Source organism: Pseudomonas sp. PvP100, from assembly GCF_017833055.1.
Taxonomy (GTDB): Bacteria; Pseudomonadota; Gammaproteobacteria; order Pseudomonadales; family Pseudomonadaceae; genus Aquipseudomonas; species Aquipseudomonas syringae.
In genome coordinates, this window is sequence record NZ_JAFIBO010000001.1 from 5771701 (window position 1) to 5796773 (window position 25073).

Sequence of the window (25073 nt, forward strand, 5' to 3'; positions counted from 1 at the left end):
GTTGAGCGGGCCGTGCCAATGGGCATTACCTGTGCGCGCAGCGCGATCAGGCAATGCCAGGCGGGGGCTGTCACGCTTCCTGATAGTTCTCGATGGACGGGCAGGCGCAGACCAGATTGCGGTCGCCGAAGACGTTGTCGACACGACCGACCGGAGGCCAGTACTTGTTCTCGATCAGCGAATCGACCGGGTACACCGCCTGTTCGCGGCTGTAAGGATGGCTCCACTGGCCGACGATTTCGGCAGCGGTGTGCGGCGCGTTTTTCAGCGGGTTGTCATCCTTGTCCAGGGTGCCGTTTTCAACCGCGCGAATTTCCTCGCGGATCTTGATCATGGCATCGCAGAAGCGGTCCAGTTCTTCTCTGGACTCACTCTCGGTCGGCTCGATCATCAGCGTCCCGGCGACTGGGAACGACATGGTCGGGGCATGGAAGCCGAAGTCGATCAGGCGCTTGGCCACGTCGTCGACGCTGATGCCGCTGCTGTCCTTGATCGGGCGCAGGTCGAGGATGCATTCGTGGGCGACCAGGCCGTTGCTGCCGGTGTAGAGCACCGGGTAATGCTCCTCCAGACGGCGCGAGATGTAGTTGGCGTTGAGAATCGCCAGTTGCGAAGCGCGTTTGAGGCCCTCACCGCCCATCATGCGGATGTACATCCAGGTAATGGGCAGAATGCTGGCGCTGCCGAACGGTGCTGCGCAGACTGCGCCTTCCTTGCGCTCCATGCGGGCATGGCCGGGCATGAACGGGGCGAGATGGGATTTCACGCCGATCGGGCCAACGCCCGGGCCGCCACCGCCATGGGGGATACAGAATGTCTTATGCAGGTTGAGGTGCGACACGTCGCCGCCGAACTTGCCCGGTGCGCAAAGACCAACCATGGCGTTCATGTTTGCGCCATCGATGTAGACCTGGCCACCGTTGTCATGAACGATGCCGCAGATTTCGCGAATGCCTTCTTCGAACACGCCGTGGGTCGACGGGTAGGTGATCATGATCGCCGCCAGCTGGTCCCGATGCTGAACGGCCTTGGCGCGCAGGTCTTCGATGTCGACGTTGCCGCGTGCATCGCAGGCAGTCACCACGACGCGCATACCGGCCATATTGGCGGTCGCCGGGTTGGTGCCGTGCGCCGAGGAAGGGATCAGGCAGATGTCGCGATGTTCGTCGCCACGGCTCTGGTGATAGGCGCGGATAGCCAGCAGACCGGCGTATTCACCCTGCGAGCCGGCGTTCGGCTGCAGCGAGATCGCGTCGTAACCGGTGGCCGCACAGAGCATGGCCTCCAGCTCATCGGTCAGTTGCTGATAACCGGCGCTTTGCTCGGCCGGGGCAAAAGGGTGCAGGTTGCCGAACTCGGCCCAGGTCACCGGGATCATTTCGCTGGCCGCGTTGAGCTTCATGGTGCACGAGCCCAGCGGAATCATGGTGCGATCCAGCGCCAGGTCCTTGTCGGCCAGCTTGCGCAGGTAGCGCATCAGTTCGGTTTCCGAGTGATAGCGGTTGAACACCGGGTGGCTGAGGATCGCCGTCTGACGCAGCAGCCCGGCCGGCAGGCGCGACTGCACGCTGTCTGCCAGCGCGGCGAAGTCCGGCAGGCTCTGGCCTTCGCCAGCGAAGATCGCCCACAGGGTTTCGACTGCCGACTGCGAGGTGGTCTCGTCCAGGGACAGACCCAGACGCTGGTCATCGATTTCGCGCAGGTTGATGTGCCTGGCACGTGCGGCGGCATGCAGTGCAGCGGTTCTGCCGCCGGTGTGCAGGGTCAGGCTGTCGAAGAAAAATGCCTGCTCGGCCTTCAGGCCCAGCGTGCTCAGACCTTCGGCAAGAATCGCGGTCAGTTGGTGAACGCGATTGGCGATCTGTGTCAGGCCGCGCGGACCATGGTAGACGGCGTACATGCTGGCGATGTTGGCCAGCAGCACCTGTGCAGTGCAGATGTTGCTGGTGGCCTTCTCGCGACGAATATGCTGTTCGCGGGTCTGCATGGCCAGGCGCAGGGCCTGCTTGCCGTGACGGTCCACCGACACGCCGACCAGACGGCCCGGCATGTCACGCTTGAACGCATCGCGGGTCGAGAAGTAGGCCGCATGCGGGCCACCGAAGCCCAGTGGCACACCGAAGCGCTGGGCGCTACCGATTGCCACGTCAGCGCCGAACTCGCCTGGCGGGGTCAGCAGGGTCAGGGCCAGCAGGTCGGCAGCCACGGCGACCAGGGCGTTGGCCGCGTGGAAGCGTTCGACCAGTTCGCGGTAATCGAACACATCACCATTGCTGGCCGGGTATTGCAGCAGCGCGCCGAAGTAATCGCTGACATCGCCCAGCTCGTGCTCATCGGCCACGACCACGGTGATGCCCAAAGGCTCGGCGCGAGTACGCAACACATCCAGGGTCTGCGGGTGGCAATGGCTGGACGCGAAAAACTGCTGGCTAGCCTTGTTTTTGCTCAAGCGTTTGCAAAAGGTCATTGCCTCCGCGGCTGCGGTGGCTTCGTCGAGCAGAGAGGCGTTGGCAATCGGCAGGCCGGTGAGGTCGCTGATCAGTGTCTGGAAATTGAGCAGTGATTCCAGGCGGCCCTGGGAAATCTCTGGCTGATAGGGTGTGTAAGCGGTGTACCAGGCCGGGTTTTCCAGCAGGTTGCGCAGGATCGGTGCTGGCGTATGGGTGTTGTAGTAACCCTGGCCGATGTAGGTCTTGAACAACTGGTTCTTGCTGGCGATCGCCTTGATGGACGCCAGCGCATCGGCTTCGCTCTGCCCGGCAGGCAGGTTCAGAACGCTGGTGCCCTTGATGCTTTCCGGAATGACACTTTCGCTCAGCGCATCAATGGAATCGAAACCCAGCGTTTGCAGCATGGCCTGCTCGTCGGCCGCACGCGGGCCAATGTGCCGGGCAATGAATTCGTTGGCAGTGGTCAGTTCAATACGGTCAGTCATGGCGTGCTCCTCAGGCTTCGGCGTTGGCTTTGATCAGGCGGTCGTAGGCGTCCTGATCCAGCAGGCCGTGAATGGCGTTGGCGTCTTGTGGAATGAAGCGAAAGAACCAGCCCGCACCGAGGGCATCTTCATTGACCAGCTCGGGCGTGGCGTCGAGGGCGGAATTGACCTCGACGACTTCACCGTCCAGCGGCATGTTGATGCTGCTGGCAGCTTTCACCGATTCCACCACCGACACTTCAGCGTGTTGAGTGTAGGCCTGTAATTCCGGGAGCTGCACGAAGACCACATCGCCCAGCGATTCCTGCGCGTAGGGCGTAATGCCGACCGTAACGCTGCCGTCGGTTTCGGCACGCAGCCATTCGTGGTCAACGGTGAATCGCAAATCGCTCATACAAACTCCTCGGAGAACAGGGCTCGCGCAGCACGCGAGCAATATGAGTTATGACGTAGCAATTTAGCGGCCATGTTTTATTTTTATAATTAAATCAAAGGGTTGTGTGTTTTCTAGATGTGCCTGTCGATTCTGGCTGTAGCGAAATCGCTACAGTCTTCGGGTATTCGAAAATACCTGACTGATCAAGGCCTTCATACGTAGGGAGTGAGGTGTTTTGGAGTGAAATCGTTACGGTGGAGCGTTTTCGTTACGTTCAGGTCGGAGTGATTGCATCTGACCAGCACTGGCTATCACCGCTAAACACAGCGGTAGCGCGTCGGCAGTTAACCGACGCGGCTTGCCGGTGAGCGTAAAAACGTTTCGAGCTCGTCAAGCGGCAGCGGCTTGCTGATCAGATAGCCCTGGATTTGATCGCAATGGTTTTCGCGCAGGAACGCCAGTTGCTCCGGGGTTTCCACGCCCTCGGCGATCACCAGCAGGTCGAGGCTGTGAGCCAGCTCGATGATGGCTCTGGCGATGGCCGCGTCCTGTGGGTTGCTGGTCACTTCGCGAATAAATGCGATGTCGATTTTAAGCTTGTCGATAGGGAAGCGGCGCAGGTACGCCAGGCTTGAATAACCGGTGCCGAAATCGTCGATGGAAATACTCACGCGACTGGCCCGCAGCGCCCCGAGAGTGGCGATGGTGTGCGCGGTGTTTTCCATCAACGAACTTTCTGTCAGCTCGACCTCAAGCCAGTGCGGCGCAACATTGTGTTTTTCGAGTGCCTGGCGGATGTCGGCGACCAGGCTGCTGTTGGAAATCTGTTGCCCTGAAACGTTGACCGCTACCTGAAACGAGCCCAGCCCGGAGCGTTGCCAGCGCGCGATCTGCGCGCAGACACTGTCGACGACCCAGTTGCCGACTTCACCGATCAGGCCGAGGCTTTCCAGTACGGGGACAAATACCGCAGGCGAAATGCCTGGATGGCCAGGGCGTGGCCAGCGCAACAGCGCCTCAAGCCCGCATATGCGGTCATTGTTCAGGTCCAGCTTGGGTTGGTAGACGATTTCGAAGGCCTGGTTGCTCACCGCTTCGCGCAGCGCGGCCTCAAGGTCCAGGCGGGCCGAAACGTCGGCGTTCATCTGTGGCGTATAGAACCGGTAGTTGTCCGGCCCGATCTTTCGCGCGCTGTTCATGGCGGTGTAGGCGTGCCTGATCAGTTCGCGCGAGTCTTCGCCGTCCTCCGGGTACAGGGCAATGCCGATGCTGGCGGTCATGACCAGGCTCTGGCCTTCTATGTGGAAAGGCACTCGCAATGCGTTGCGGATACGCTCTAGCGTCTCCCGGGTACCCGCCTGTCCGTCACGCAGCATCAGAATCATGGCGAACTGATCGCCGTCCACGCGGCCAAGGGTATCGCTGGCATTCAGGCAGTTGGACAGTCGGCGGCTGACTTCCAGCAGCACCTCATCGCCCAGCACATGCCCCCAGGTTTCGTTGATATTCTTGAAATCGTCGAGATTGATCGTCAATGCCGCCAGCTTCCAGCGACTGATGGCCGCCTGGGTCATGCCCATTTGCAGGCTGGTAAAAAACAGGTCCCGATTGGGCAGGCCGGTCAGCGTGTCGTAGTGGGCCATGGTTAGCAGGCGTTGGTCGCTTTCCTTGCGCCGGGTGATGTCGCGCACGATACCGACGATGACCCAGTCCTCGCCGGTCCGGTAAGCCTGACGATGGATTTCCACCTCGACATCGCGGCCGCTCTTGTCGCGAATCTGGGTTTCCAAGGGCTCGCTGGGGCCTTTGCCGGCAATGATCCGGTCGTACACGACCTCCAGCTTTTCCATGGACGTTTCGCCCAGTTCGGCAGGCGTCTTGTGTGACAGCTCTTCGGCGGTGTAGCCCAGCAACTGGCAGGCCCGGCGGTTAAATTCGATGAGGCTCATGGTATTGCGGTTGATCAGGAAGATCGCGTCTTCGGAAGCGTCCATCACCGTGCGAAAACGCTCGAGATCGATGGTGCGCTGCTGCAATTGATCTTCGAGGATCAGGCTGTGGTTCTTCAGGTAGTCGCCGAACGCCTTGAGGCGCAGCATATTACGCACGCGCAGCCACAGTTCGGCGCTGTCCACAGGCTTGTTGAGGTATTCCTCGGCACCCGCTTCCAGTCCTGAAAGACGCGAGCTTTGGTCGTCGAGAGCCGAGAGCATGATGATCGGTATATTGGCGGTGTTCTTTTCGGCCTTGAGCTGACTGGCGACCTCATAGCCGTCCATGCCCGGCATCATGATGTCCAGCAGGATAAGGTCGGGTGCCTGTCGTTTGATCATGGCCAGCGCCAGCTCGCCTGATTCCGCGGTCAGTGTCCGATAACCCTGGTTCTGCAAGAGCACCTCCAGCAGGTCCCGGACATGGACATCGTCATCGATAATCAGGATGGTCGCGGCGCTCTGGGTCATATCGAATGCTCAGGTAATGGGCTGTTGAGGCAGATTTTTTTCCAGCAGTGTGTCGATGACCCTGTATAACTCCTTGTAGCGCAACGGCTTGATGACATAAGCGTTGCAGCCCGCCAGGCGGATCTTCTCTTTGTCTTCCTTCATGGCCATCGCGGTCAGTGCGATCACCGGGATCGCAGCGGTGCTGGCGTCTTTCTTCAACAGCGATGTGGCGGTCAGGCCGTCCATTTCCGGCAGATGGATATCCATCAGGATCAGGTCGGGCTGGCGCTCGCGAGCCAGTTTCAGGCCGCTTTCGGCATCGACGGCCGACAGCACAGCGTGCCCGGCGCTGGTCAGCAACAGCTCTGCCAGACGCATGTTCGCCGCATTGTCTTCAATGATCAGGATTTGGGCCATCGTGCCTCCGCTGATTCAGGTGAGCGGATGGGCAGCCAGACCACGAAGCGTGCGCCGAGGTCTTTCACGCTGGCGACTGCGACGCAGCCGCCGTGCAGTTCGGTAAGCTGCTTGACCATCGCCAGACCCAGTCCGGTGCCCTCGAATTTGCGTGCCAGGCCACTGTCGATCTGGCTGAACGCCTTGAACAGCTTGTTCATGTCGCTCTGGGCGATGCCGATTCCGGTATCGCTGACACTCAGTTCCAGAAACTGCTCACAGTCACCGGATGGAAGCGCAAACCCGTAGGTCGGCCAGTCACCGTCGATAAGACCTGCCTGGGACGCCGGTACCAGACGCACCGCCAGCGTCACCCAGCCACCGGGCTCGCTGAATTTCACGGCGTTGGCCAGCAGGTTGTAGACGATCTGCTTGGTCTTGCGCCGATCGAGCTCAAGTACACCGAAGTCGGCTTCTGTTTCCAGCTTCAGCTGAATATGTTGCAAGGCGGCTTGCTCGCGCACGATCAGCAGGCTGTTGCTCAGCAGTTCGTCCAGATCGACCGACTCGAGCTCCAGCGTCATCATGCCGGCCTCGACCTTGGACAGGTCAAGAATGTCATTGATCAGCGACAGCAGGTGCTGGCCGCTGTTGAAGATATCGCCGATATAGCGTCGCTGGGCATCGGTCATGTCGCCGACCATGCCGTCCCTGAGTGCCTCGGAGAAACCGATCACGGCGTTGAGCGGCGTGCGCAGCTCGTGCGACATGGTGGCAAGAAACTCGGACTTCATGTGGCTGGCGTGTTCCAGCTCGATATTCTTTTCTTCCAGCGTCCGCTCGAAACGCTTGCGCTCGGTCACGTCGCGGGCTGCGGCGAAGACACCCTTGAGCTTGCGGTCCCGGTCATGAAAGGTCGCAGCGTTGTAGGACACCACGGTTTCGGTGCCGTCATAGGCGCGCACGGTGAGTTCGTAATCACTGACCTTGTGCTCGCTGAGCACGCGCTTGATCGCGGCATCGGCGCTCGCCGGGTCGGTGAAGAAGTTCTTGCAGGGCGCACCGATCAACTCGTCGCGGGTGCGTCCGGTCAGCGCCATCATCTGCTTGTTGACGTCGGAAATGATGCCTTGCGGATCAGTCATCATCAGCGCATCGATGTTCGACTCGATCAGCGAGCGGGTATAGAACTGTTGGTCCCGCAAGCGCTGATCGAGCAAGGCCTGAGCCTCTTCCTCCTGCTTGCGTGCAGTGTTGTCGGTGCCGATCAGCAGATAACCGATGATGGTTTCGGCGCTGTCGCGCAGTGACGTGACCGAGACCATGGCCGACAGTCGGCTGCCATCCTTGCGGATGTAGGTCAGTTCGTAGATGTCTTCAATGCCGCGCGAAGCCTTGAACACCAGCGCCTCGAAGCCCGGCGTGATGGGCGTGTTGAGTTCATGGCTGAGGGCTGCCGCGCGGATGATGAGCTCGGCGGGGTCGGAGATGTCCGCAGGTGTGATTTTGTCGACCACGTCCTCGGAGTGATAACCGAGCATACGTTCGGCGCCGACATTGAATATCTGGATAACGCCGTGTTCGTCGGTTGCGATGCTTGAGAAGTAAGCGCTGTTGAAAATTGCATCCTGCAGTGCGCCGGTCTTGAGAAGAATTTTCTGACGGCGAGTTTCGACGATTTTTTCAGCGCGAGACTGAGCGTCGACGAGCGGGCGGTCCACTGGCGAGGTTGGCATATGACTTCCCGGTACTACCTGACCTTTTTGCCATTACGGCCGTAATAACACTACGGACATCCATTCAAATGGATGATAAGAGGTTTATGGACGATACCAGATCGTTATCGGCAGATTAGTTATTAAATGAAACTTTTCGGAATATATTTTCGAGACACGACATTAAGCGACTAACGCTTGTCGGGAATTCCATATTTTCGAAGGCGATGAGCGATGGCGGTGTGCGAAGTGTGCAGGCGATTGGCCAGTTGGCGAGTGGAAGGGTAGTCCGCATAAAGCTTTTCCAGCAGATTCCGCTCAAAGGCTTCGACGGCATTTTCGAGGCTGTCTATCGAGCTGTCGTTCTGACGAGCCACGGCAGTGCCGGCGATATCCAGGTCACCTATATCCACTTGAGTGTGTTCGCAGATGGCGGCCGCGCGAAAAATCACGTTTTGCAATTGCCGCACATTGCCTGGCCAGCGGTTGCCGAGCAGCGCAGGGTAGGTGCCGGGTGCCAGCCTGCAAACCGGGCGCTGAATCTGTGCGCAGGCCTGCTCCATGAAGTATCTGGCCAGCAACAGAATGTCCTGACCGCGCTCGCGCAACGGCGGAACCTCCAGATTGAGGACGTTAAGGCGGTAGAACAGGTCCTCACGGAAGGTGCCTTCGCTGACCATTTTTTCCAGATCGCGGTGGGTGGCGCTGAGAATACGCACATTGACCCGCACTTCGCGATCGCCCCCGACGCGCCGGAAGCTGCCATCGTTTAGGAAACGCAGCAGTTTGGCCTGCAGATAGGGTGACATTTCGCCGATTTCATCGAGAAATACGCTGCCCTGGTTGGCCAGTTCCATCAGCCCCGGTTTGCCGCCGCGTTGCGCTCCGGTAAAGGCCCCCGGGGCATAGCCGAACAGTTCGCTTTCGGCGAGGTTTTCCGGCAGCGCTGCGCAGTTCAGAGCCAGGAAGGGTTCGCCGTGGCGAGCGCTGCTGGCATGACAGGCCCGGGCGACCAACTCTTTGCCAGTGCCGGTCTCGCCCTGAATCAGCAGTGGGGCGTCCAGCGCCGCCACCCGTTGCGCTCGCGCCTTTAGGGTGCGGATAGCGGCTGATTCGCCGAGCAGGGCGTCGAAACCTTCGGCGTGATCATGGTGCAATGCCGACAGGCGTTCGCCGATTCGGCTGGGCAGGTACAGGGTAATCAGCGCGCCGGCTTCGGTGATGGGCGTGGCATCCAGCAGCAGCGCTTCACCGTTCAGGGTGATCTCGCGCAGCGGCAGGCGAAAGCCGTTTTCCAGCAACGCGACGTGCAGGCTGGGGTCGCTGAACAGCTCACCGATGGACTCGCCCGCCGGCTCCCGGCCAATCAGCGCGATGAGTGCCGGGTTGGCCAGCAGCACATGCCCAGCGCTGTCGAGTGCCAGTACCGGGTCGGTCATGGCGGCGAGCAACGCGTCCAGCTGCAGGTGGCGACGCTGCCCCGGAAGGATATCGACCACAGTGATCGCTTCCACGCCTCGGACCCGAAACAGCGCGTCCTTGAGCTCTTCGAGCATCTGATGGCTGAGCGTTGGCGCATCGATGTACACGTTGGGCGGCACCATCTCCACCGCATCCAGATTCAGATTGCGTCCACCCAGAATCGCCAGCACTTCCTGGGTGATACCGACGCGGTCGATGAAGCTGACATGGATGCGCATGAGGCGTTGACGGTTCGCGAATGAGAAGGCGGCAAGTATGCCTTGTGGCGACAGGTTTGGTGAAATCCGCTGGTGTTCTTGCGCACGGCTATCGTTCCTCACGCTCCAGCGTGGGAATGCCGTTCGTGACGCTCCGCGTCATGGATTCACGACGCCCCGCACATTCAGGAGAGGACGCAGAGCGTCCAGAACGGCATACCCACGCGTGGGCACGATGATCTTCTCCGGCCTCGACAGCGCTGGCTTACTCCAGATGCTCCGGCTTCACCGGGTCGCCTGACTTGGCGTGGAGTTTGTCGCGAATGTCCGCGAACATTCGGTCGTAGTCCTTGTGCTGGGCGATGGGCAGTGCGGCCGAGTTGGGCAAGCCGTGCCTTATCGCGATGCGACTCGCGTCGTGGGCGAAGTTGAAGGCAAGGTCACGGGGAAGCTGGAATTGCTCTTCAAACGACTTGCCATTGATTTCGCCCTGCATGGTGAAGTGCATGGACGTGCCTTGTTTGGGATCTTCCTCCACGTTGTAGCGCAAGTGGATGTCATAGCTGATATCCGACGGTTGGAGCGCCACGTGGGTGAGGTGCAGATGGCCTGGCTCGTACATGAAGTGACTCCATCAAGGGGTGAGTGTGCTCAGTCAGACACTGACCGCGACCGTACGGTTCAGCCTTGCGCAGGGTGCCGCGCACCGTATGCCTGCGCTCAACGGTCGATCTTGTCCGGTTCCGGCCTCGACCAGATCCATAGATTGCCCAGCGCCATCCCCGTGAGTGCCAGGTACAGCCACCAGGCATGACCGATCAGGCTCAGCATCACCACGGCACAGACAAGCATGCTGATGGTTGCGCTGATCTTGGCCTTGCGCGCGACCAGTCGGCCGTTACGCCAGTTGTGCAGTATCGGCCCGAACACCCGGTGGTTTTCCAGCCAGGCGTTCAGCCGCGGCGAACTGCGTGTTGCCGCCCAGGCAGCCAGCAGAATGAACTCGGTGGTTGGCAGGCCGGGAACGAAGATCGCAACGATGCCTATGCCCAACGCGGTATAGGCGAGGATGCCGTATAAAAGGCGTGAAAGTCTTGAACCGGGTGGTTTGTACGTCATGGTCTCTACAGGCAGGTTCGGGGAGCCCGGCCAGCTTAACAGCACCGGGCGCTTTTTCATGCCTGCACAGTTTTACCGACCGCAGTGCATCGATCTGCCATGCGCTGAGCATGGTCGCGAGCGTCATCTCTCGCGCCACATGCTCCAGCGCAGTTGCGCCGTTACTGCGCGTTATGCAGTGCCAGGCAGTTGTCGAGCATGCGATTGGAGAACGCCCATTCGTTGTCGTACCACGACAGTACCTTGAGCAGCTTGCCGCTGACCTTGGTGTGGTTGGCGTCGAAGATCGACGACAGCGGGTTGTGGTTGAAGTCGTGGGAGACCAGGGGCAGCGTGTTGTAACCGAGCACTTTGGAGTGCTGACTGGCTTCTTTCATCAGCGCGTTGACTTCATCGACGGTGGTTTCGCGCTTCAGGGTCACGGTCAGGTCGACCAGCGAAACGTTGATGACCGGTACACGCACAGCCATGCCGGTCAGTTTGCCTGCCAGCTCCGGCAGCACCAGACCTACCGCTTCTGCAGCGCCGGTCTTGCTCGGGATCATCGACTGCGTGGCCGAGCGGGCGCGGTACGGATCGGTGTGATAGACATCGATCAGGTTCTGGTCGTTGGTGTAGGCATGAATGGTGGTCATCAGGCCGTTTTCGATACCCAATTCGCGATGCAGCACTTGAGCGACCGGGGCCAGGCAGTTGGTGGTGCACGAGGCGCTGGAGATGATCTGGTGCGATTGGCGCAGCGTGTCGTGGTTGACACCATAGACGATGGTGGCATCGGCACCGCTGGCTGGCGCGGAGATAATCACCTTGCGGGCGCCAGCGGTGAGGTGCGCAGCAGCCTTGTCGCGGCTGGTGAACAGACCGGTGCATTCGAACACCACGTCGATGTCCTGCGCTTTCCACGGCAGCTCGGCCGGATTGCGGATGGCACTGACCGAAATACGGTCACCATTGACGGTCAGGCTGTCCTTGTCACACTCGACCGTGCCGCTGAAAGGGCCGTGTACGGTGTCGAAGCGCAGCAGGTGTGCGTTCATTTCGCTGTCGCCAAGATCGTTGATGGCGACGACCTGCAGGTCCTGACGGTAGCCTTGGGTATACAGTGCGCGTAGGACGTTGCGGCCGATTCGGCCAAAACCGTTGATTGCGATACGAAGAGTCATACAGCCGTCCTTCTGAATTTGTTGTTGGAATTACAAGATTATTCTCATAGAAATAGAAAACAAGCCTTTTTAGTGGCAATATTTTGTTTTATCTACAACTACAAGCCTGAAAGGCACTCCCAGTTGATCGAGATCAGGGTTTTGCTCCCTGGCAGTCACTGCTCGAAAACCGGAGCCGTCTTTACGGGTGACCTTAGACGTTAGCCTGGAGTTCATCACATGCATCCCCGCGTCCTTGAAGTAACCGAGCGTCTCATCGCCCGCAGTCGCGATACCCGTCAGCGCTACCTTCAATTGATTCGCGGCGCAGCGAGCGATGGCCCGATGCGCGGCAAGCTCCAATGCGCCAACTTTGCCCACGGCGTCGCTGCCTGCGGCCCGGAAGACAAGCAAAGCCTGCGTCTGATGAACGCCGCCAACGTGGCCATCGTCTCTTCCTACAACGAGATGCTCTCGGCGCATCAGCCCTACGAACACTTCCCAAACCAGATCAAACAGGCTTTACGTGACATTGGTTCGGTCGGTCAGTTTGCCGGCGGTGTGCCGGCCATGTGCGATGGCGTGACCCAGGGCGAGCCGGGCATGGAGCTGGCCATTGCCAGCCGTGAAGTGATTGCAATGTCTACCGCGGTTGCCCTGTCGCACAACATGTTCGACGCCGCGATGATGCTGGGCATCTGCGACAAGATCGTGCCCGGCCTGATGATGGGCGCGTTGCGGTTCGGTCATCTGCCGACCATTTTCGTGCCAGGCGGACCGATGGTTTCAGGCATCTCCAACAAGGAAAAAGCCGACGTACGGCAGAAGTATGCGGAAGGCAAGGCCACCCGTGAAGAGTTGCTCGACTCGGAAATGAAGTCGTATCACGGTCCGGGAACCTGCACTTTCTACGGCACCGCCAACACCAACCAGTTGGTGATGGAAGTGATGGGTATGCACCTTCCGGGTGCATCATTCGTCAATCCCTACACACCCTTGCGTGACGCACTGACCGTCGAAGCGGCTCGCCAGGTGACGCGTCTGACCATGCAGAGTGGCAGCTTCATGCCGATCGGCGAGATCGTCGACGAGCGCTCGCTGGTCAATTCCATCGTTGCGCTGCATGCGACAGGCGGCTCGACCAACCACACGCTGCACATGCCGGCCATTGCCCAGGCTGCGGGCATTCAACTGACCTGGCAGGACATGGCCGACCTGTCGGAAGTGGTGCCGACCCTGAGTCACGTCTACCCCAACGGTAAGGCCGATATCAACCACTTCCAGGCGGCAGGCGGCATGTCGTTCCTGATTCGCGAGCTGTTGGCTGCCGGTCTGCTGCACGAAAACGTCAACACCGTGGCCGGTTACGGCCTCAGCCGTTACACCAAGGAGCCGTTCCTGGAAGACGGCAAACTGGTCTGGCGTGAAGGGCCGCTCGAAAGCCTCGATGAAAATATCCTGCGCCCGGTTGCCCGTCCGTTCTCGCCGGAAGGTGGTCTGCGGGTCATGGAAGGCAACCTGGGCCGTGGCGTGATGAAAGTGTCCGCCGTGGCTCCGGAGCATCAGATTGTCGAAGCGCCGGCCAAGGTGTTCCAGGATCAGAAAGAGCTGGCCGATGCCTTCAAGGCGGGCGAGCTGGAGTGCGATTTCGTCGCCGTGATGCGTTTCCAGGGGCCGCGCTGCAACGGCATGCCCGAGTTGCATAAGATGACGCCGTTTCTGGGTGTCCTTCAGGACCGCGGGTTCAAGGTCGCGCTGGTCACCGATGGACGCATGTCGGGCGCGTCGGGCAAGATCCCGGCGGCGATTCATGTCTGTCCGGAGGCGTTTGACGGTGGCCCATTGGCTCTTGTGCGCGATGGCGATGTGATTCGCGTGGATGGTGTAAAAGGCACGTTACAAGTTCTGGTCGAAGCGTCAGAATTGGCCGCCAGAGAACCGGCCATCAACCAGATCGACAACAGTGTCGGCTGCGGTCGCGAGCTTTTTGGATTCATGCGCATGGCCTTCAGCTCCGCAGAGCAAGGCGCCAGCGCCTTTACCTCTAGTCTGGAGACGCTTAAGTGAAGTTGGCCCTGGTCGGTGATATAGGCGGTACCAATGCACGTTTTGCCATTTGGGAAGACGACACGCTGCATTCTGTCCGGGTGTTCCCGACCATTGACTATGCGGGCCCGGAGAAGGCCATTGAAGTCTATCTGCAGGACCTGGAGCTGCAGCGCGGTGATATCGGCCATGTGTGCCTGGCGGTGGCCGGGCCGGTCGATGGCGATTTTTTCCAGTTCACCAATAGCCACTGGCAGTTGAGCCGCAAGGCGTTCTGCGCCGACCTGCAGATCGATGAGCTGCTGCTGATCAACGACTTCACCGCCATGGCGCTGGGCATGACCCGGCTCAAGGACGATGAATACCTGACGGTCTGCCACGGTGTCGGCAAGCCTGATCGGCCGCGCGTGGTGGTGGGGCCGGGGACCGGGCTGGGCGTCGGTACGCTGATCAAACTCGAAGGCAATCGCTGGATGGCGTTGCCGGGTGAGGGCGGTCATGCCGATCTGCCCATCGGCACCGCACGTGAGGCGCTGCTGTGGACACGGCTGATGGCCGAGCACGAGCATGTCAGCGCCGAAGTCGTGCTCAGCGGTGCGGGCTTGCTGTTGCTGTATCAGGTCAGCTGCGCGCTGGACGACATCGAACCGGTGCTCAAATCACCTGCGGCGATCACCACGGCTGCGCTCTCGGGTGACCCGGTAGCTGCGGCGGTGCTTGAACAGTTCTGCGTGTTTCTCGGCAGAGTGGTCGGCAACCATGTGCTGGCCCTGGGCAGCCTCGGCGGGGTTTATATCGTTGGTGGCGTGGTGCCGCGCTTCACTGAGTTCTTCATCAACAGCGGGTTCAAGCGCGCCATGGCCGAGAAGGGCGTCATGAGCGACTATTTCAACGGCCTGCCGGTGTGGCTGGTCACGGCCGAATACCCGGGCCTCATGGGTTCAGGCGTGGCCCTGCAACAGGCGTTTGGTGCGCAGATCTGAGTGATATGGCATAACAACAAAAATTTACAGCCAGACAAGGACGCTTCAACTTGAGCCCAGTCAGTAAATCGATCCTGTTGGTGGACGACGATCAGGAAATTCGCGAGTTGCTGGACACCTACCTGAGCCGCGCCGGTTTTCAGGTGCGTACGGTGGGCGATGGCGCGGATTTTCGTCGGGCGTTCAATGACGAACCGAGCGATCTGCTGATCCTTGACGTCATGCTGCCCGATGAAGACGGTTTCAGCCTGTGTCGCTGGATCCGCCAGCATCCGCGCCAGCCGCATGTGCCGATCATCATGTTGACCGCCAGTTCGGACGAGGCCGACCGGGTCATCGGTCTGGAGCTGGGGGCCGATGATTACCTCGGCAAGCCATTCAGCCCGCGTGAGCTTCAGGCCCGCATCAAGGCGCTGTTGCGGCGTGCCCAGTTCGGTCAGGAGCGTCCGGGTGGCGACGTGATCCTGTTTGATGAGTGGCGACTGGACATGGTCAGCCACCGGCTGTTTCACAGTGACGGCGAGGAGGTGATTCTGTCCGGCGCCGACTTCGCACTGCTCAAACTGTTTCTCGACAACCCGCAGCAGATACTCGACCGTGACACCATTGGCAACGCCACGCGTGGGCGTGAGCTGATGCCGCTGGAGCGAATCGTCGACATGGCGGTCAGCCGCCTGCGCCAGCGTCTGCGTGACACCGGCAAGTCACCGCGTCTGATCCGTACCATTCGCGGCAGTGGTTACCTGCTGGCCGCAAACGTCAACTCGCAAGCGGGCAACGGCTATTAAACCGACAGGGGCAGTCGCGAAGAGAACCGGCCTGCCGCTGCCGCGCTCGTTGCTGGGGCGCATGTTGCTGCTGACCTTGCTGGCGGTTTCGCTGGCTCAGGCGCTGTCCAGCGTGATCTGGCTGTCACAGCTGCGTGCCACGCAGATGGAAGGCCTGGTGACCAGTGCGCGCAGCCTGGCGTACTCGATGGCGGCCAGTGTCAGCTACTTTCGCTCATTGCCGCTGGCCTACCGGCCCATGGTGCTCGACCAGTTGCGCAGTATGGGCGGCACACGGTTCGTGGTGTCACTCAACGATCACCCGCTGGATATGCAGATCATGCAGCCCACCCCTCGCAAGCAGGCGGTGCTGGACGTGGTGGGCGAGGTGCTGCGCCAGCGTCTGGGTAGTGGGCCGGACATCACCGTATGGTTCGCGCGGCCCGAGGAACTGAGGATTTTCAACAGCGGCCTCAAACTCGATGAGCTGCCGCGTTCGTGGGCGCATTACGCGCTGACACTCGAGCCAGTGAACCCGCCGGTGCTGGTCACGCAAATCGAAATGGCGCCTGGCGAGTGGTTCTACATCGCCTCGCTGCTGCCCGAGCCTTACACCTCGCTGGAGGAGCAGGAACTGCCTCTGCAGCAGGTGTCGTTCATTGTCCTGACCAGCGCATTTCTGCTGTTGTTCATCGGGTTGCTGGTGCACTGGCAGAGCCGCCCGCTCAAGCGTCTGGCGCGGGCCGCGCGAGACATGTCGCTGGGGGCGGATGTCGAGCCTGTGGTCGAGGGCGGCGGCAGCGAAGTCATCGAGGTCAGCCGGGCGTTCAATGCCATGCGCACGCGGATCAGTCGCTACCTGACCGAGCGGGGGCAGTTGTTCAGTGCCATTTCCCATGATTTACGTACGCCCATCACCCGTTTGCGCTTGCGGGTCGAGCTGCTCGAGGATGAGCAACTGCAACGCAAATTCAGTCGAGATCTGGATGAACTGGAGCTGCTGGTCAAAGGCGCGCTGCAGTGCGTCAAGGACACTGATATTCATGAAAACATCGAGCCGGTAGACCTCAACGCGCTGCTTGAATGTCTGGTCGAACCCTGGCTGCGTGCTGACGGCAATGGGCGGGTCACGCAGCAGGGTGAGGCTCAGGCTGCCTATTCAGGCAAACCACTGGCGCTCAAGCGCTGCATCGGCAACCTGATCGATAACGCGCTCAAATACGGTGATCGCGCGCATCTGAAAGTCGAGGACGATGCCCAGGCGTTCGTACTGCATGTCGATGACGAAGGTCCTGGCGTTCCCGAGCAGCGTCTCGAACACGTTTTCGAACCGCATTTCCGTCTGGCAGGCAATCAGCAGCAGGGCTACGGTCTCGGCCTGGGCATCGCTCGCAACATTGCCCACAGTCATGGCGGCGAAGTCAGCCTGCAGAACCTGCGTGACGGGGGGCTGCGGGTAACCTTGTACTTGCCGAGAACTGCGGAATGACGCGCTGGGCAGTGGCTTTTGGCTAGAGATTGCGAAGGGATTTCAATTGTCACCATCCTGTGACAATCGCGCGTCCCTTCGTTACTGTTGCCGCGTCAGGCTTGGTTAGACTCCCACGAAGCGCAAGCACCAGACTTGCTCATGCATAACAACAAGAAAGGTCAATTCGATGAATTCCATGTCACGTCTCGCTGTTGTCATCTCTCTCGCTTCGTTGTTCCCTCTGAGCGCTAACGCCGCTGATTCCAAAGGCACCGTAGAAGTCGTGCACTGGTGGACGTCGGGTGGCGAAAAGGCTGCAGTCGATGTTCTGAAAGCTCAGGTTGAAAAGGACGGCTTTACCTGGAAGGACGGCGCCGTTGCAGGCGGCGGCGGCTCCACGGCCATGACCGTGCTCAAGAGCCGTGCGGTTGCTGGCAATCCTCCCGGTGTGGCCCAGATCAAAGGCCCGGATATCCAGGAGTGGGCCTCTACCGGTCTGCTCGATAGCGATGCGCTGAAAGAGGTCGCCAAGTCCGAGAAGTGGGATTCCCTGCTGGACAAGAAAGTCTCCGACACCGTGAAATACGATGGTGATTACGTAGCAGTTCCGGTGAACATTCACCGCGTCAACTGGCTGTGGATCAACCCTGAAGTCTTCAAGAAAGCCGGTATCGACAAGGCGCCGACTACGCTCGAAGAGTTTTACGCGGCAGGCGACAAGCTGAAAAAAGCCGGCTTCATCCCGCTTGCCCACGGTGGCCAGCCTTGGCAGGACAGCACCGTCTTTGAAGCTGTCGTGCTCTCGGTCATGGGCGCTGACGGTTACAAGAAGGCTCTGGTCGATCTGGACAACGGCGCGTTGACCGGCCCAGAAATGGTCAAGTCGCTCACCGAACTCAAGAAAGTCGCGACCTACATGGATGCCGACGGCAAGGGCCAGGACTGGAACCAGGAAGCTGGCAAGGTCATCAATGGCAAGGCCGGCATGCAGATCATGGGTGACTGGGCCAAGAGTGAATGGACCGCAGCCAAAAAGGTCGCTGGCAAGGATTACCAGTGCGTAGCCTTCCCGGGCACCGAAAAGGCGTTTACCTACAACATCGACTCGCTGGCCGTCTTCAAGCAGAAAGACAAGGGCACGACTGCCGCACAGCAGGATCTGGCCAAGGTCGCCATGGGCGAGGACTTCCAGAAGGTCTTCAGCATCAACAAGGGTTCGATCCCGGTTCGTGAAGACATGCTGTCCGACATGAGCAAATACGGTTTCGACTCGTGTGCACAAACCGCTGCGAAGGACTTCCTGGCTGATTCGAAAACCGGTGGTCTGCAGCCAAGCATGGCGCACAACATGGCAACTACGCTGGCAGTGCAGGGCCAGTTCTTCGATGTGGTGACCAACTACATCAATGACCCGAAAGCTGATCCGGCCGAAACAGCCAAAAAGCTGGGCGCTGCGATCAAGTCTGCCAAGTAATTCGTTCTTAACCGCCTTTAACCGTCGTCCGCAGTGTTGAAATCTATGGTTGATTTCACCTGCGGCTGCGGCCTGGATTCGATATACCGCATGGGATACTCCCGATGAGCTCTGTCGCTGCGAACAGCAAAGCCTCGCCAATGGATGCGCTGCAACGCTGGCTACCAAAACTGGTGCTGGCCCCCAGCATGTTCATCGTGCTGGTGGGTTTCTATGGCTATATCCTCTGGACATTCGCACTGTCGTTCACCAACTCGACGTTCCTGCCTTCCTATAAATGGGTCGGTCTGGCGCAATATGCGCGCCTCATGGACAACGATCGCTGGTGGGTGGCAAGCAAGAACCTTGCGGTCTTTGGCGGGATGTTCATTGCAATCAGCCTGGTGATCGGGGTCCTGCTGGCCGTCCTGCTGGACCAGCGGATTCGTCGCGAGGGCATGATTCGTACTATCTACCTGTACCCGATGGCGCTGTCGATGATCGTCACCGGTACTGCCTGGAAGTGGTTGCTCAACCCAGGCCTGGGCCTGGACAAGATGTTGCGCGACTGGGGCTGGGAAGGTTTCCGTTTCGACTGGCTGATTGACCAGGACCGCGTTGTGTACTGCCTGGTTATCGCGGCGGTCTGGCAGTCCTCCGGCTTCGTCATGGCGTTGTTTCTGGCAGGTCTGCGTGGCGTCGATCAGTCGATCATTCGCGCGGCCCAGATGGATGGCGCGAGTCTACCGATGATCTACTGGCGCGTCGTGCTGCCAAGCCTGCGTCCGGTGTTCTTCAGTGCCGTGATGATTCTCGCGCACATTGCGATCAAGAGTTTCGACCTGGTAGCCGCGATGACCGCCGGTGGCCCCGGTTACTCATCCGACCTGCCCGCAATGTTCATGTATTCGTTCACCTTTAGCCGCGGCCAGATGGGCATGGGTTCTGCCAGTGCGATTCTGATGCTCGGCGCGATCCTGGCGATTCTGGTGCCGTATCTGTATTCCGAGCTGAGGACCAAACGCCATGACTAGTCATGTTGGCAAACCGGGCATCAGCTTCAGTCGTGTTCTGATTTACGCCGTGCTGATGCTGGCCTGTCTGATTTATCTTGTGCCGCTGGTGGTGATGCTGTTTACCAGCTTCAAGACCCCCGACGACATCGGCACCGGCAACCTGTTGAGCTGGCCGAGCGTAGTGACCGCAATCGGCTGGATAAAAGCCTGGGACCTTGTCGATGGTTATTTCTGGAACTCGATAAAAATCACTGTTCCTGCGGTGCTCATCTCCACCGCAATCGGCGCGCTCAATGGCTACGTGCTGTCGATGTGGCGCTTCAAGGGCTCGCAGCTGTTCTTCGGTCTGTTGCTGTTCGGTTGCTTTCTGCCGTTTCAGACCGTTCTGCTGCCGGCATCCTTCACATTGGGCAAGATGGGCCTGGCCAACACGACCACCGGGCTGGTGTTTGTTCATGTGGTCTACGGGCTGGCATTTACCACGCTATTCTTCCGTAACTACTACGTGAGCATTCCCGACGCGCTGGTCAAGGCTGCACGACTGGACGGTGCCGGTTTCTTCACCATCTTCGGGCGCATCATTCTGCCGATGTCCACGCCCATCGTGATGGTCTGCCTGATCTGGCAGTTCACCCAGATCTGGAACGATTTCCTGTTCGGCGTTGTGTTCTCCAGCGGCGATTCTCAGCCGATCACTGTGGCTCTGAACAATCTGGTTAACACCAGCACAGGTGCCAAGGAATACAACGTTGACATGGCGGCGGCGATGATTGCCGGCCTGCCGACACTGCTGGTCTACGTACTGGCTGGCAAGTATTTCCTGCGTGGGCTCACGGCCGGCGCGGTCAAGGGGTAATCATGGCGACTCTCGAATTACGCAACGTCAACAAGACCTACGGCAGCAACCTGCCGGACACACTCAAGAACATCGATCTGTCGATCAAGGATGGCGAGTTCCTGATCCTGGTCGGTCCATCGGGCTGCGGTAAATCCACCCTGATGAACTGCATTGCCGGTCTGGAAAGCATCAGTGGCGGGGAGATTCTGATCGACGGCCAGGACGTAAGCGGCACCAGCCCCAAGGACCGTGACATTGCGATGGTCTTTCAGTCCTACGCCTTGTATCCGACCATGAGCGTGCGTGAAAACATCGCGTTCGGGCTGAAGATCCGCAAGATGCCGCAAGCCGACATCGACGCTGAAGTGGCGCGCGTTGCCAAGCTGTTGCAGATCGAGCACTTGCTCAATCGCAAGCCGGGGCAGATGTCCGGTGGGCAGCAGCAGCGTGTCGCGATGGGGCGTGCCCTGGCACGTCGACCGAAGATCTACCTGTTCGATGAGCCGCTGTCCAACCTCGATGCCAAGTTGCGCGTCGAGATGCGTACCGAAATGAAGCTGATGCATCAGCGCCTCAAAACCACCACCGTTTATGTGACCCACGATCAGATCGAGGCCATGACGCTGGGTGACAAAGTGGCGGTTATGAAGGACGGTATCGTCCAGCAGTTCGGTACGCCCAAGCAGATCTACACCGATCCGGCCAACCTGTTCGTCGCCAGTTTCATCGGTTCACCGCCGATGAATTTCATCCCGCTGCGCCTGCAACGCAAGGATGGCCAGTTGATCGCTGCGCTTGACAGCGGTCTGGCACGTTGCGAACTGCCGGTGGGCGTGTCCGATGCAGGCCTTGAAGATCGAGAAATCATTCTCGGTATTCGCCCTGAACAGATTATGCTGGCCGGCGCTGAATCGACCGGGCTGCCGACCATTCGCGCGGAGGTCCAGGTGACCGAGCCGACCGGTCCGGATACGCTGGTGTTCGTCACGCTCAACCATAGCAAGGTCTGCTGTCGCCTTGCCCCGGATGTCGCACCGCAGGTGGGCGAGAGCCTTACCTTGCAGTTCGATCCTGCCAGGGTGCTGATTTTCGATGCCCAGAGCGGTGAGCGTCTCGGGGTGCTGGGAGCGCGGCAGGCGGCCGAACGGGAAAACAATGTGTCACCGGTCGAGCCGCAAGTGATAAATTGATTCAGCAACGAGTATCGCTGGCTGGCCGTTGGCTGCCAAAACGCGCGGCCGACCAGCGAACACAGGGCAGTGAATGAAGCAACACGTTTACCAAAGCTAATAACAATAAAACGAGGATTGATGGGATGAAGAAGATCAACAAAGGTAAATCGCTTTCCCGGCTCCAGTTGGTATGCAAGCTGTCGGCGTTGGGTGCGATGGGTCTGGCAGGCAGCGTTCACGCCGCCGAGCCATTTGCCGCAGATTCACCCTGGATGACGGGTGACTGGGGTGGCAAGCGCACCGAGTTGCTGGACAAGGGTTACGACTTCTCGCTGGAATACGTTTCCGAGATGGCCAGCAACCTCAAGGGCGGCTACAACGACGACACCACCGGTCGTTACAGCGACCAGTTCGCGCTGGGCATGAAAGTCGATTTGCAGAAGGTTCTCGGCTGGCAAGACGCAGAGTTCAAGCTGGCAATCACCGAACGTAGCGGTCGCAACATCTCCAATGACCGTATCGGCGATCCTCGCGCCGGTACACTCAGCTCCTCCCAGGAAGTCTGGGGCCGTGGTCAGACCTGGCGCCTGACGCAGATGTGGATCAAGCAGAAGTACTTTGACGGCGCGCTGGACGTCAAGGCCGGGCGTTTCGGTCCGGGCGAAGACTTCAACAGCTTCCCGTGCGACTTCCAGAACCTGTCGTTCTGCGGCTCGCAGGTCGGTAACTACGTAAGCACCTGGTACAACTGGCCAATCAGCCAGTGGGCGTTGCGCATCAAGTACAACATCACGCCTGAAGTCTATGCCCAGGTGGGTGTGTACGAGCAGAACCCGTCCAACCTGGAAACAGGCAACGGCTTCAAGCTGAGTGGCAGTGGCACCGAAGGCATGATTCTGCCGGTCGAACTGGTCTGGACTCCATCCTTCAACTCGTTGCCCGGTGAGTACCGTATCGGTTACTACAAGAGCACGCCGAACGCCAACGATGTCTATGAAGACGTGAACGGTCAGCCGCAGGCTTTGACTGGCGCACCGTTCAAGTCGCACAGCAGCAAGCATGGCTGGTGGGTCGTGGCTCAGCAACAACTGACCACTCATGACGGCGACGCCTCGCGCGGCCTGAGCATCTTTGCCAACGCCACTGTGCATGACAAGGAAACCAACTTCGTCGATAACTACCAGCAGATCGGTCTGACCTACAAAGGCCCGTTCAACTCGCGTCCGAAAGATGACATCGGTATCGGTATCGCCCGTATCCACGTCAACGACGATGTGCAGGATCGCGTGCGTCTGGCCAACCAGATCAGTGGCATTAACGACTACGACAACCCTGGCTTCCTGCCTGTTCAGAGCACTGAGTACAACTCTGAAATCTACTACGGCTTCCACGTCACCGACTGGCTGACCGTGCGTCCCAACCTGCAGTACATCAAGCATCCTGGTGGCGTAGATCAGGTTGATGACGCGCTGGTAGCGGGCATCAAGATCCAGTCTAAGTTCTGAGTATTGACTGACGCGTAACGCGATCAAGGGTCGTGTGTGCTTTGCGGGCAGCCTGGCTGCCCGTTTTTTTATGGCTTGATCCTTTTATTTTTCAGGGACGCGATTGGCGATGACCACTCACGACGCGCAACTGCCTGAACATCCATTGCAACGCTTCTTCCGATCCCGACGTGCCAGACCTACTTTTGAGTGGGAGCGCCATCAACTGCGCGATGTACTGGTTATCGACCACCCGCAATGTCAGGCCGTATTCAGTCGCCAAGGCGCGCAATTGCTGCATTTCCAGCCTCAAGGCCAGAAACCCTGGCTATGGTGTGCCGCGCAGTGGCCACAGGTGGGCGCCATTCGTGGAGGCGTGCCGGTCTGTTGGCCTTGGTATGGCCGACATCCCGGCGAGAGCGGCTGGCCGGCGCACGGCTGGGGGCGTTTGCTGGACTGGAAGCTGATCGACAGCAGTGAATGCGAAGAAGGCGTGAGCCTGCACTGGCGCTTGCAACTGTGGGACTGGCAGGTCGATCTGCATGCCGAACTGGGGCAGGGCATGGAACTGCGTCTGAGCACGTGTCACGAGGACAGCGAACCGTGTCACTTCAGCCATGCGCTGCACGCGTATTGGCGGATCGGCGATGTGGCTGAAGTCGCACTGGAGGGGCTCGACGGCGCACAGGGTTACGACGAACTCAGCCGACAGGCGTGTCAGCAACAAGGCGAACTGCGCGTGGCAGGCGCCTGCCAGCGCGTATTCGAACACGCCGGTGCCGTACAGCTCCAGGACCCGATCTGGCAGCGCAGGCTCAACATCGACACCGGCGACAGCACCAACACCGTCGTCTGGCACCCCGGCAGCAGACCACTCCTCGGCGTATGCGGCAGCGAGACCACAGGCTTCGTCCGCGTCGAAGCCGCCTCAGGCTCCGGCGACACCTTCAGCCTACGGCCCGGAGAACAGGTGCAGCTCAAACTGCAAGCCAGCCTGGCAGGGTGAGTTGCAGATGACGCGGAGCGTCGGCACGATAGTCAACGACACCCAGTCAGCCCTGATCCTCGATCGGATAACGGCTGTCATTCAGACTTTCCTTGATCTTGCGCAAATGCGGCTGAAAATCGACGCCGCGGCGCAACGTCATACCCGTTGCCAACACATCGAGCACCGTCAACTGAATGATCCGCGACGTCATCGGCATATAAATATCCGTATCTTCCGGCAGAGGAATGTTCAGGCTCACCGTACTGGCCTGAGCCAGCGGCGAACCGGCTGCCGTCAGCCCCAGCACCGACGCGCCGTTGGCCCGCGCGATACGCGCCACCTCCACCAACTCACGGGTACGCCCCGTATACGAAATGATCACAAACAACTCGCCGGTATGCGCCACCGACGCAATCATCCGCTGCATCAGCACATCGGCATGCGCCGTCACCGCCAGATTGAAGCGGAAGAATTTATGCTGCGCATCCAGAGCCACCGGCGCAGAGGCGCCCAGCCCGAAAAAATGGATCTGCCGCGCCTGAATGAGCATGTCCACAGACTTGCTGATCAAGGCCGGGTCCAATTGCTGGCACGCGCTGTCCAGTGACGCGATGGCACTGCCGAAAATCTTCTGGGTATAGGCCTCAGGATTATCATCCGCTTCCACCGCACGGCTGACATAGGCTGCGCCGCTGGCCAGGCTCTGGGCCAGTTGCAGCTTCAATTCCGGATAGCCGCTGACACTGAACGAACGGCAGAAGCGATTGACCGTCGGCTCGCTGACCTTGGCGGCCTGGGCAAGCGCTGCAATGCTCAGCCGCGTTGCCATCTGCGGGTTGAGCAGGATGACCTCGGCCACTTTACGTTCGGCCTTGTTCAGCTCGTCGAGTCGGCCCTGGATTTGCTCCAGGAGGTTTCTTACGCGGTCCATTCAAAGTCCTTGTCGGGGCTGATTTACCAACGGTTTTGCCTTGAGCTTTTATTAGCCCTTTAGCCTGTAGCAAAGGTGGCCTATCGTACTGAGGGCCTGTGTTGATCACCACTGGAAT

The 25073-nt window shown here is 59.6% G+C and carries 20 protein-coding genes; 10 read left to right on the plus strand and 10 right to left on the minus strand.

The features are described from left to right. Positions 1-70: 70 nt before the first annotated feature. The 9 genes from gcvP to gap all read right to left on the minus strand — a co-directional run bounded on the left by gcvP (position 71) and on the right by gap (position 11827). On the minus strand, positions 71-2935 hold the full coding sequence (gcvP, locus tag JOE39_RS25070) for an aminomethyl-transferring glycine dehydrogenase (RefSeq protein WP_032658719.1): 2865 nt from the start codon (positions 2933-2935) through the stop codon (positions 71-73). Between the two features lie 10 nt (positions 2936-2945). Beyond that, a complete protein-coding gene (gene gcvH, locus JOE39_RS25075; RefSeq protein WP_003316893.1) occupies positions 2946-3329 on the minus strand; it encodes a glycine cleavage system protein GcvH in 384 nt (127 codons plus the stop codon). 326 nt (positions 3330-3655) lie between these two features. Beyond that, entirely contained in the window at positions 3656-5773 is a 2118-nt protein-coding gene (locus JOE39_RS25080; RefSeq protein ID WP_032658717.1) for an EAL domain-containing protein, read from the minus strand. Between the two features lie 9 nt (positions 5774-5782). Next, on the minus strand, positions 5783-6172 hold the full coding sequence (locus tag JOE39_RS25085) for a response regulator (protein WP_003341793.1): 390 nt from the start codon (positions 6170-6172) through the stop codon (positions 5783-5785). Then, positions 6157-7887, minus strand: coding sequence for a PAS domain-containing sensor histidine kinase (locus tag JOE39_RS25090; protein ID WP_032658714.1), 1731 nt, complete (start codon positions 7885-7887; stop codon positions 6157-6159). Before JOE39_RS25090 ends, JOE39_RS25085 begins: the two co-directional genes overlap by 16 nt. 170 nt (positions 7888-8057) lie before the next feature. Then, positions 8058-9566: a sigma-54-dependent transcriptional regulator gene (locus JOE39_RS25095; RefSeq protein WP_004402903.1), complete on the minus strand. Its 1509-nt coding sequence runs from the start codon at positions 9564-9566 to the stop codon at positions 8058-8060. Positions 9567-9810: 244 nt separating this feature from the next. Continuing rightward, the gene (locus JOE39_RS25100; protein ID WP_003341799.1) at positions 9811-10167 is read right to left on the minus strand and encodes a DUF5064 family protein; all 357 of its coding nucleotides are present in this window, start codon (positions 10165-10167) and stop codon (positions 9811-9813) included. A 98-nt stretch (positions 10168-10265) separates the two neighbouring features. Beyond that, positions 10266-10724 (minus strand): YbaN family protein, encoded by a 459-nt coding sequence (locus tag JOE39_RS25105; protein WP_003314041.1) that lies wholly within the window; start codon positions 10722-10724, stop codon positions 10266-10268. 101 nt (positions 10725-10825) lie between these two features. Then, positions 10826-11827: a type I glyceraldehyde-3-phosphate dehydrogenase gene (gene gap / locus JOE39_RS25110; protein WP_003408944.1), complete on the minus strand. Its 1002-nt coding sequence runs from the start codon at positions 11825-11827 to the stop codon at positions 10826-10828. 219 nt (positions 11828-12046) lie between these two features. Between gap and edd the strand changes: the two genes are divergently transcribed. The 10 genes from edd to JOE39_RS25160 all read left to right on the plus strand — a co-directional run bounded on the left by edd (position 12047) and on the right by JOE39_RS25160 (position 24042). Further along, positions 12047-13873 carry a phosphogluconate dehydratase gene (gene edd / locus JOE39_RS25115; RefSeq protein WP_003314043.1) on the plus strand — a complete coding sequence of 609 codons (1827 nt, stop codon included), beginning with the start codon at positions 12047-12049 and terminating at the stop codon, positions 13871-13873. After that, complete coding sequence (locus JOE39_RS25120) at positions 13870-14835, plus strand: glucokinase (RefSeq protein WP_024664474.1); 966 nt, start codon at positions 13870-13872, stop codon at positions 14833-14835. The genes edd and JOE39_RS25120 overlap by 4 nt, the downstream gene beginning before the upstream one ends. Positions 14836-14885: 50 nt before the next feature. Continuing rightward, entirely contained in the window at positions 14886-15623 is a 738-nt protein-coding gene (locus JOE39_RS25125) for a response regulator transcription factor (protein WP_003341820.1), read from the plus strand. 61 nt (positions 15624-15684) lie between these two features. Continuing rightward, positions 15685-17091 carry an ATP-binding protein gene (locus JOE39_RS25130; protein ID WP_003421804.1) on the plus strand — a complete coding sequence of 469 codons (1407 nt, stop codon included), beginning with the start codon at positions 15685-15687 and terminating at the stop codon, positions 17089-17091. A gap of 169 nt (positions 17092-17260) precedes the next feature. Further along, complete coding sequence (locus tag JOE39_RS25135) at positions 17261-18547, plus strand: ABC transporter substrate-binding protein (protein ID WP_032658711.1); 1287 nt, start codon at positions 17261-17263, stop codon at positions 18545-18547. Positions 18548-18651: 104 nt separating this feature from the next. After that, positions 18652-19560, plus strand: a complete 909-nt coding sequence (locus tag JOE39_RS25140; protein WP_003314048.1) for a sugar ABC transporter permease — start codon at positions 18652-18654, stop codon at positions 19558-19560. Beyond that, positions 19553-20398: a carbohydrate ABC transporter permease gene (locus JOE39_RS25145; RefSeq protein ID WP_003341827.1), complete on the plus strand. Its 846-nt coding sequence runs from the start codon at positions 19553-19555 to the stop codon at positions 20396-20398. The genes JOE39_RS25140 and JOE39_RS25145 overlap by 8 nt, the downstream gene beginning before the upstream one ends. Positions 20399-20400: 2 nt before the next feature. Then, positions 20401-21570 carry an ABC transporter ATP-binding protein gene (locus JOE39_RS25150; RefSeq protein ID WP_024683276.1) on the plus strand — a complete coding sequence of 390 codons (1170 nt, stop codon included), beginning with the start codon at positions 20401-20403 and terminating at the stop codon, positions 21568-21570. 125 nt (positions 21571-21695) lie between these two features. Continuing rightward, on the plus strand, positions 21696-23057 hold the full coding sequence (locus tag JOE39_RS25155) for a carbohydrate porin (RefSeq protein ID WP_003314052.1): 1362 nt from the start codon (positions 21696-21698) through the stop codon (positions 23055-23057). 109 nt (positions 23058-23166) lie between these two features. Then, positions 23167-24042 carry a D-hexose-6-phosphate mutarotase gene (locus JOE39_RS25160; RefSeq protein WP_004402921.1) on the plus strand — a complete coding sequence of 292 codons (876 nt, stop codon included), beginning with the start codon at positions 23167-23169 and terminating at the stop codon, positions 24040-24042. Between the two features lie 46 nt (positions 24043-24088). On the opposite strand, the gene JOE39_RS25165 is transcribed toward JOE39_RS25160, so the two are convergent. Further along, on the minus strand, positions 24089-24955 hold the full coding sequence (locus JOE39_RS25165; protein ID WP_002552324.1) for a MurR/RpiR family transcriptional regulator: 867 nt from the start codon (positions 24953-24955) through the stop codon (positions 24089-24091). Between the last annotated feature and the right edge of the window lie 118 nt (positions 24956-25073).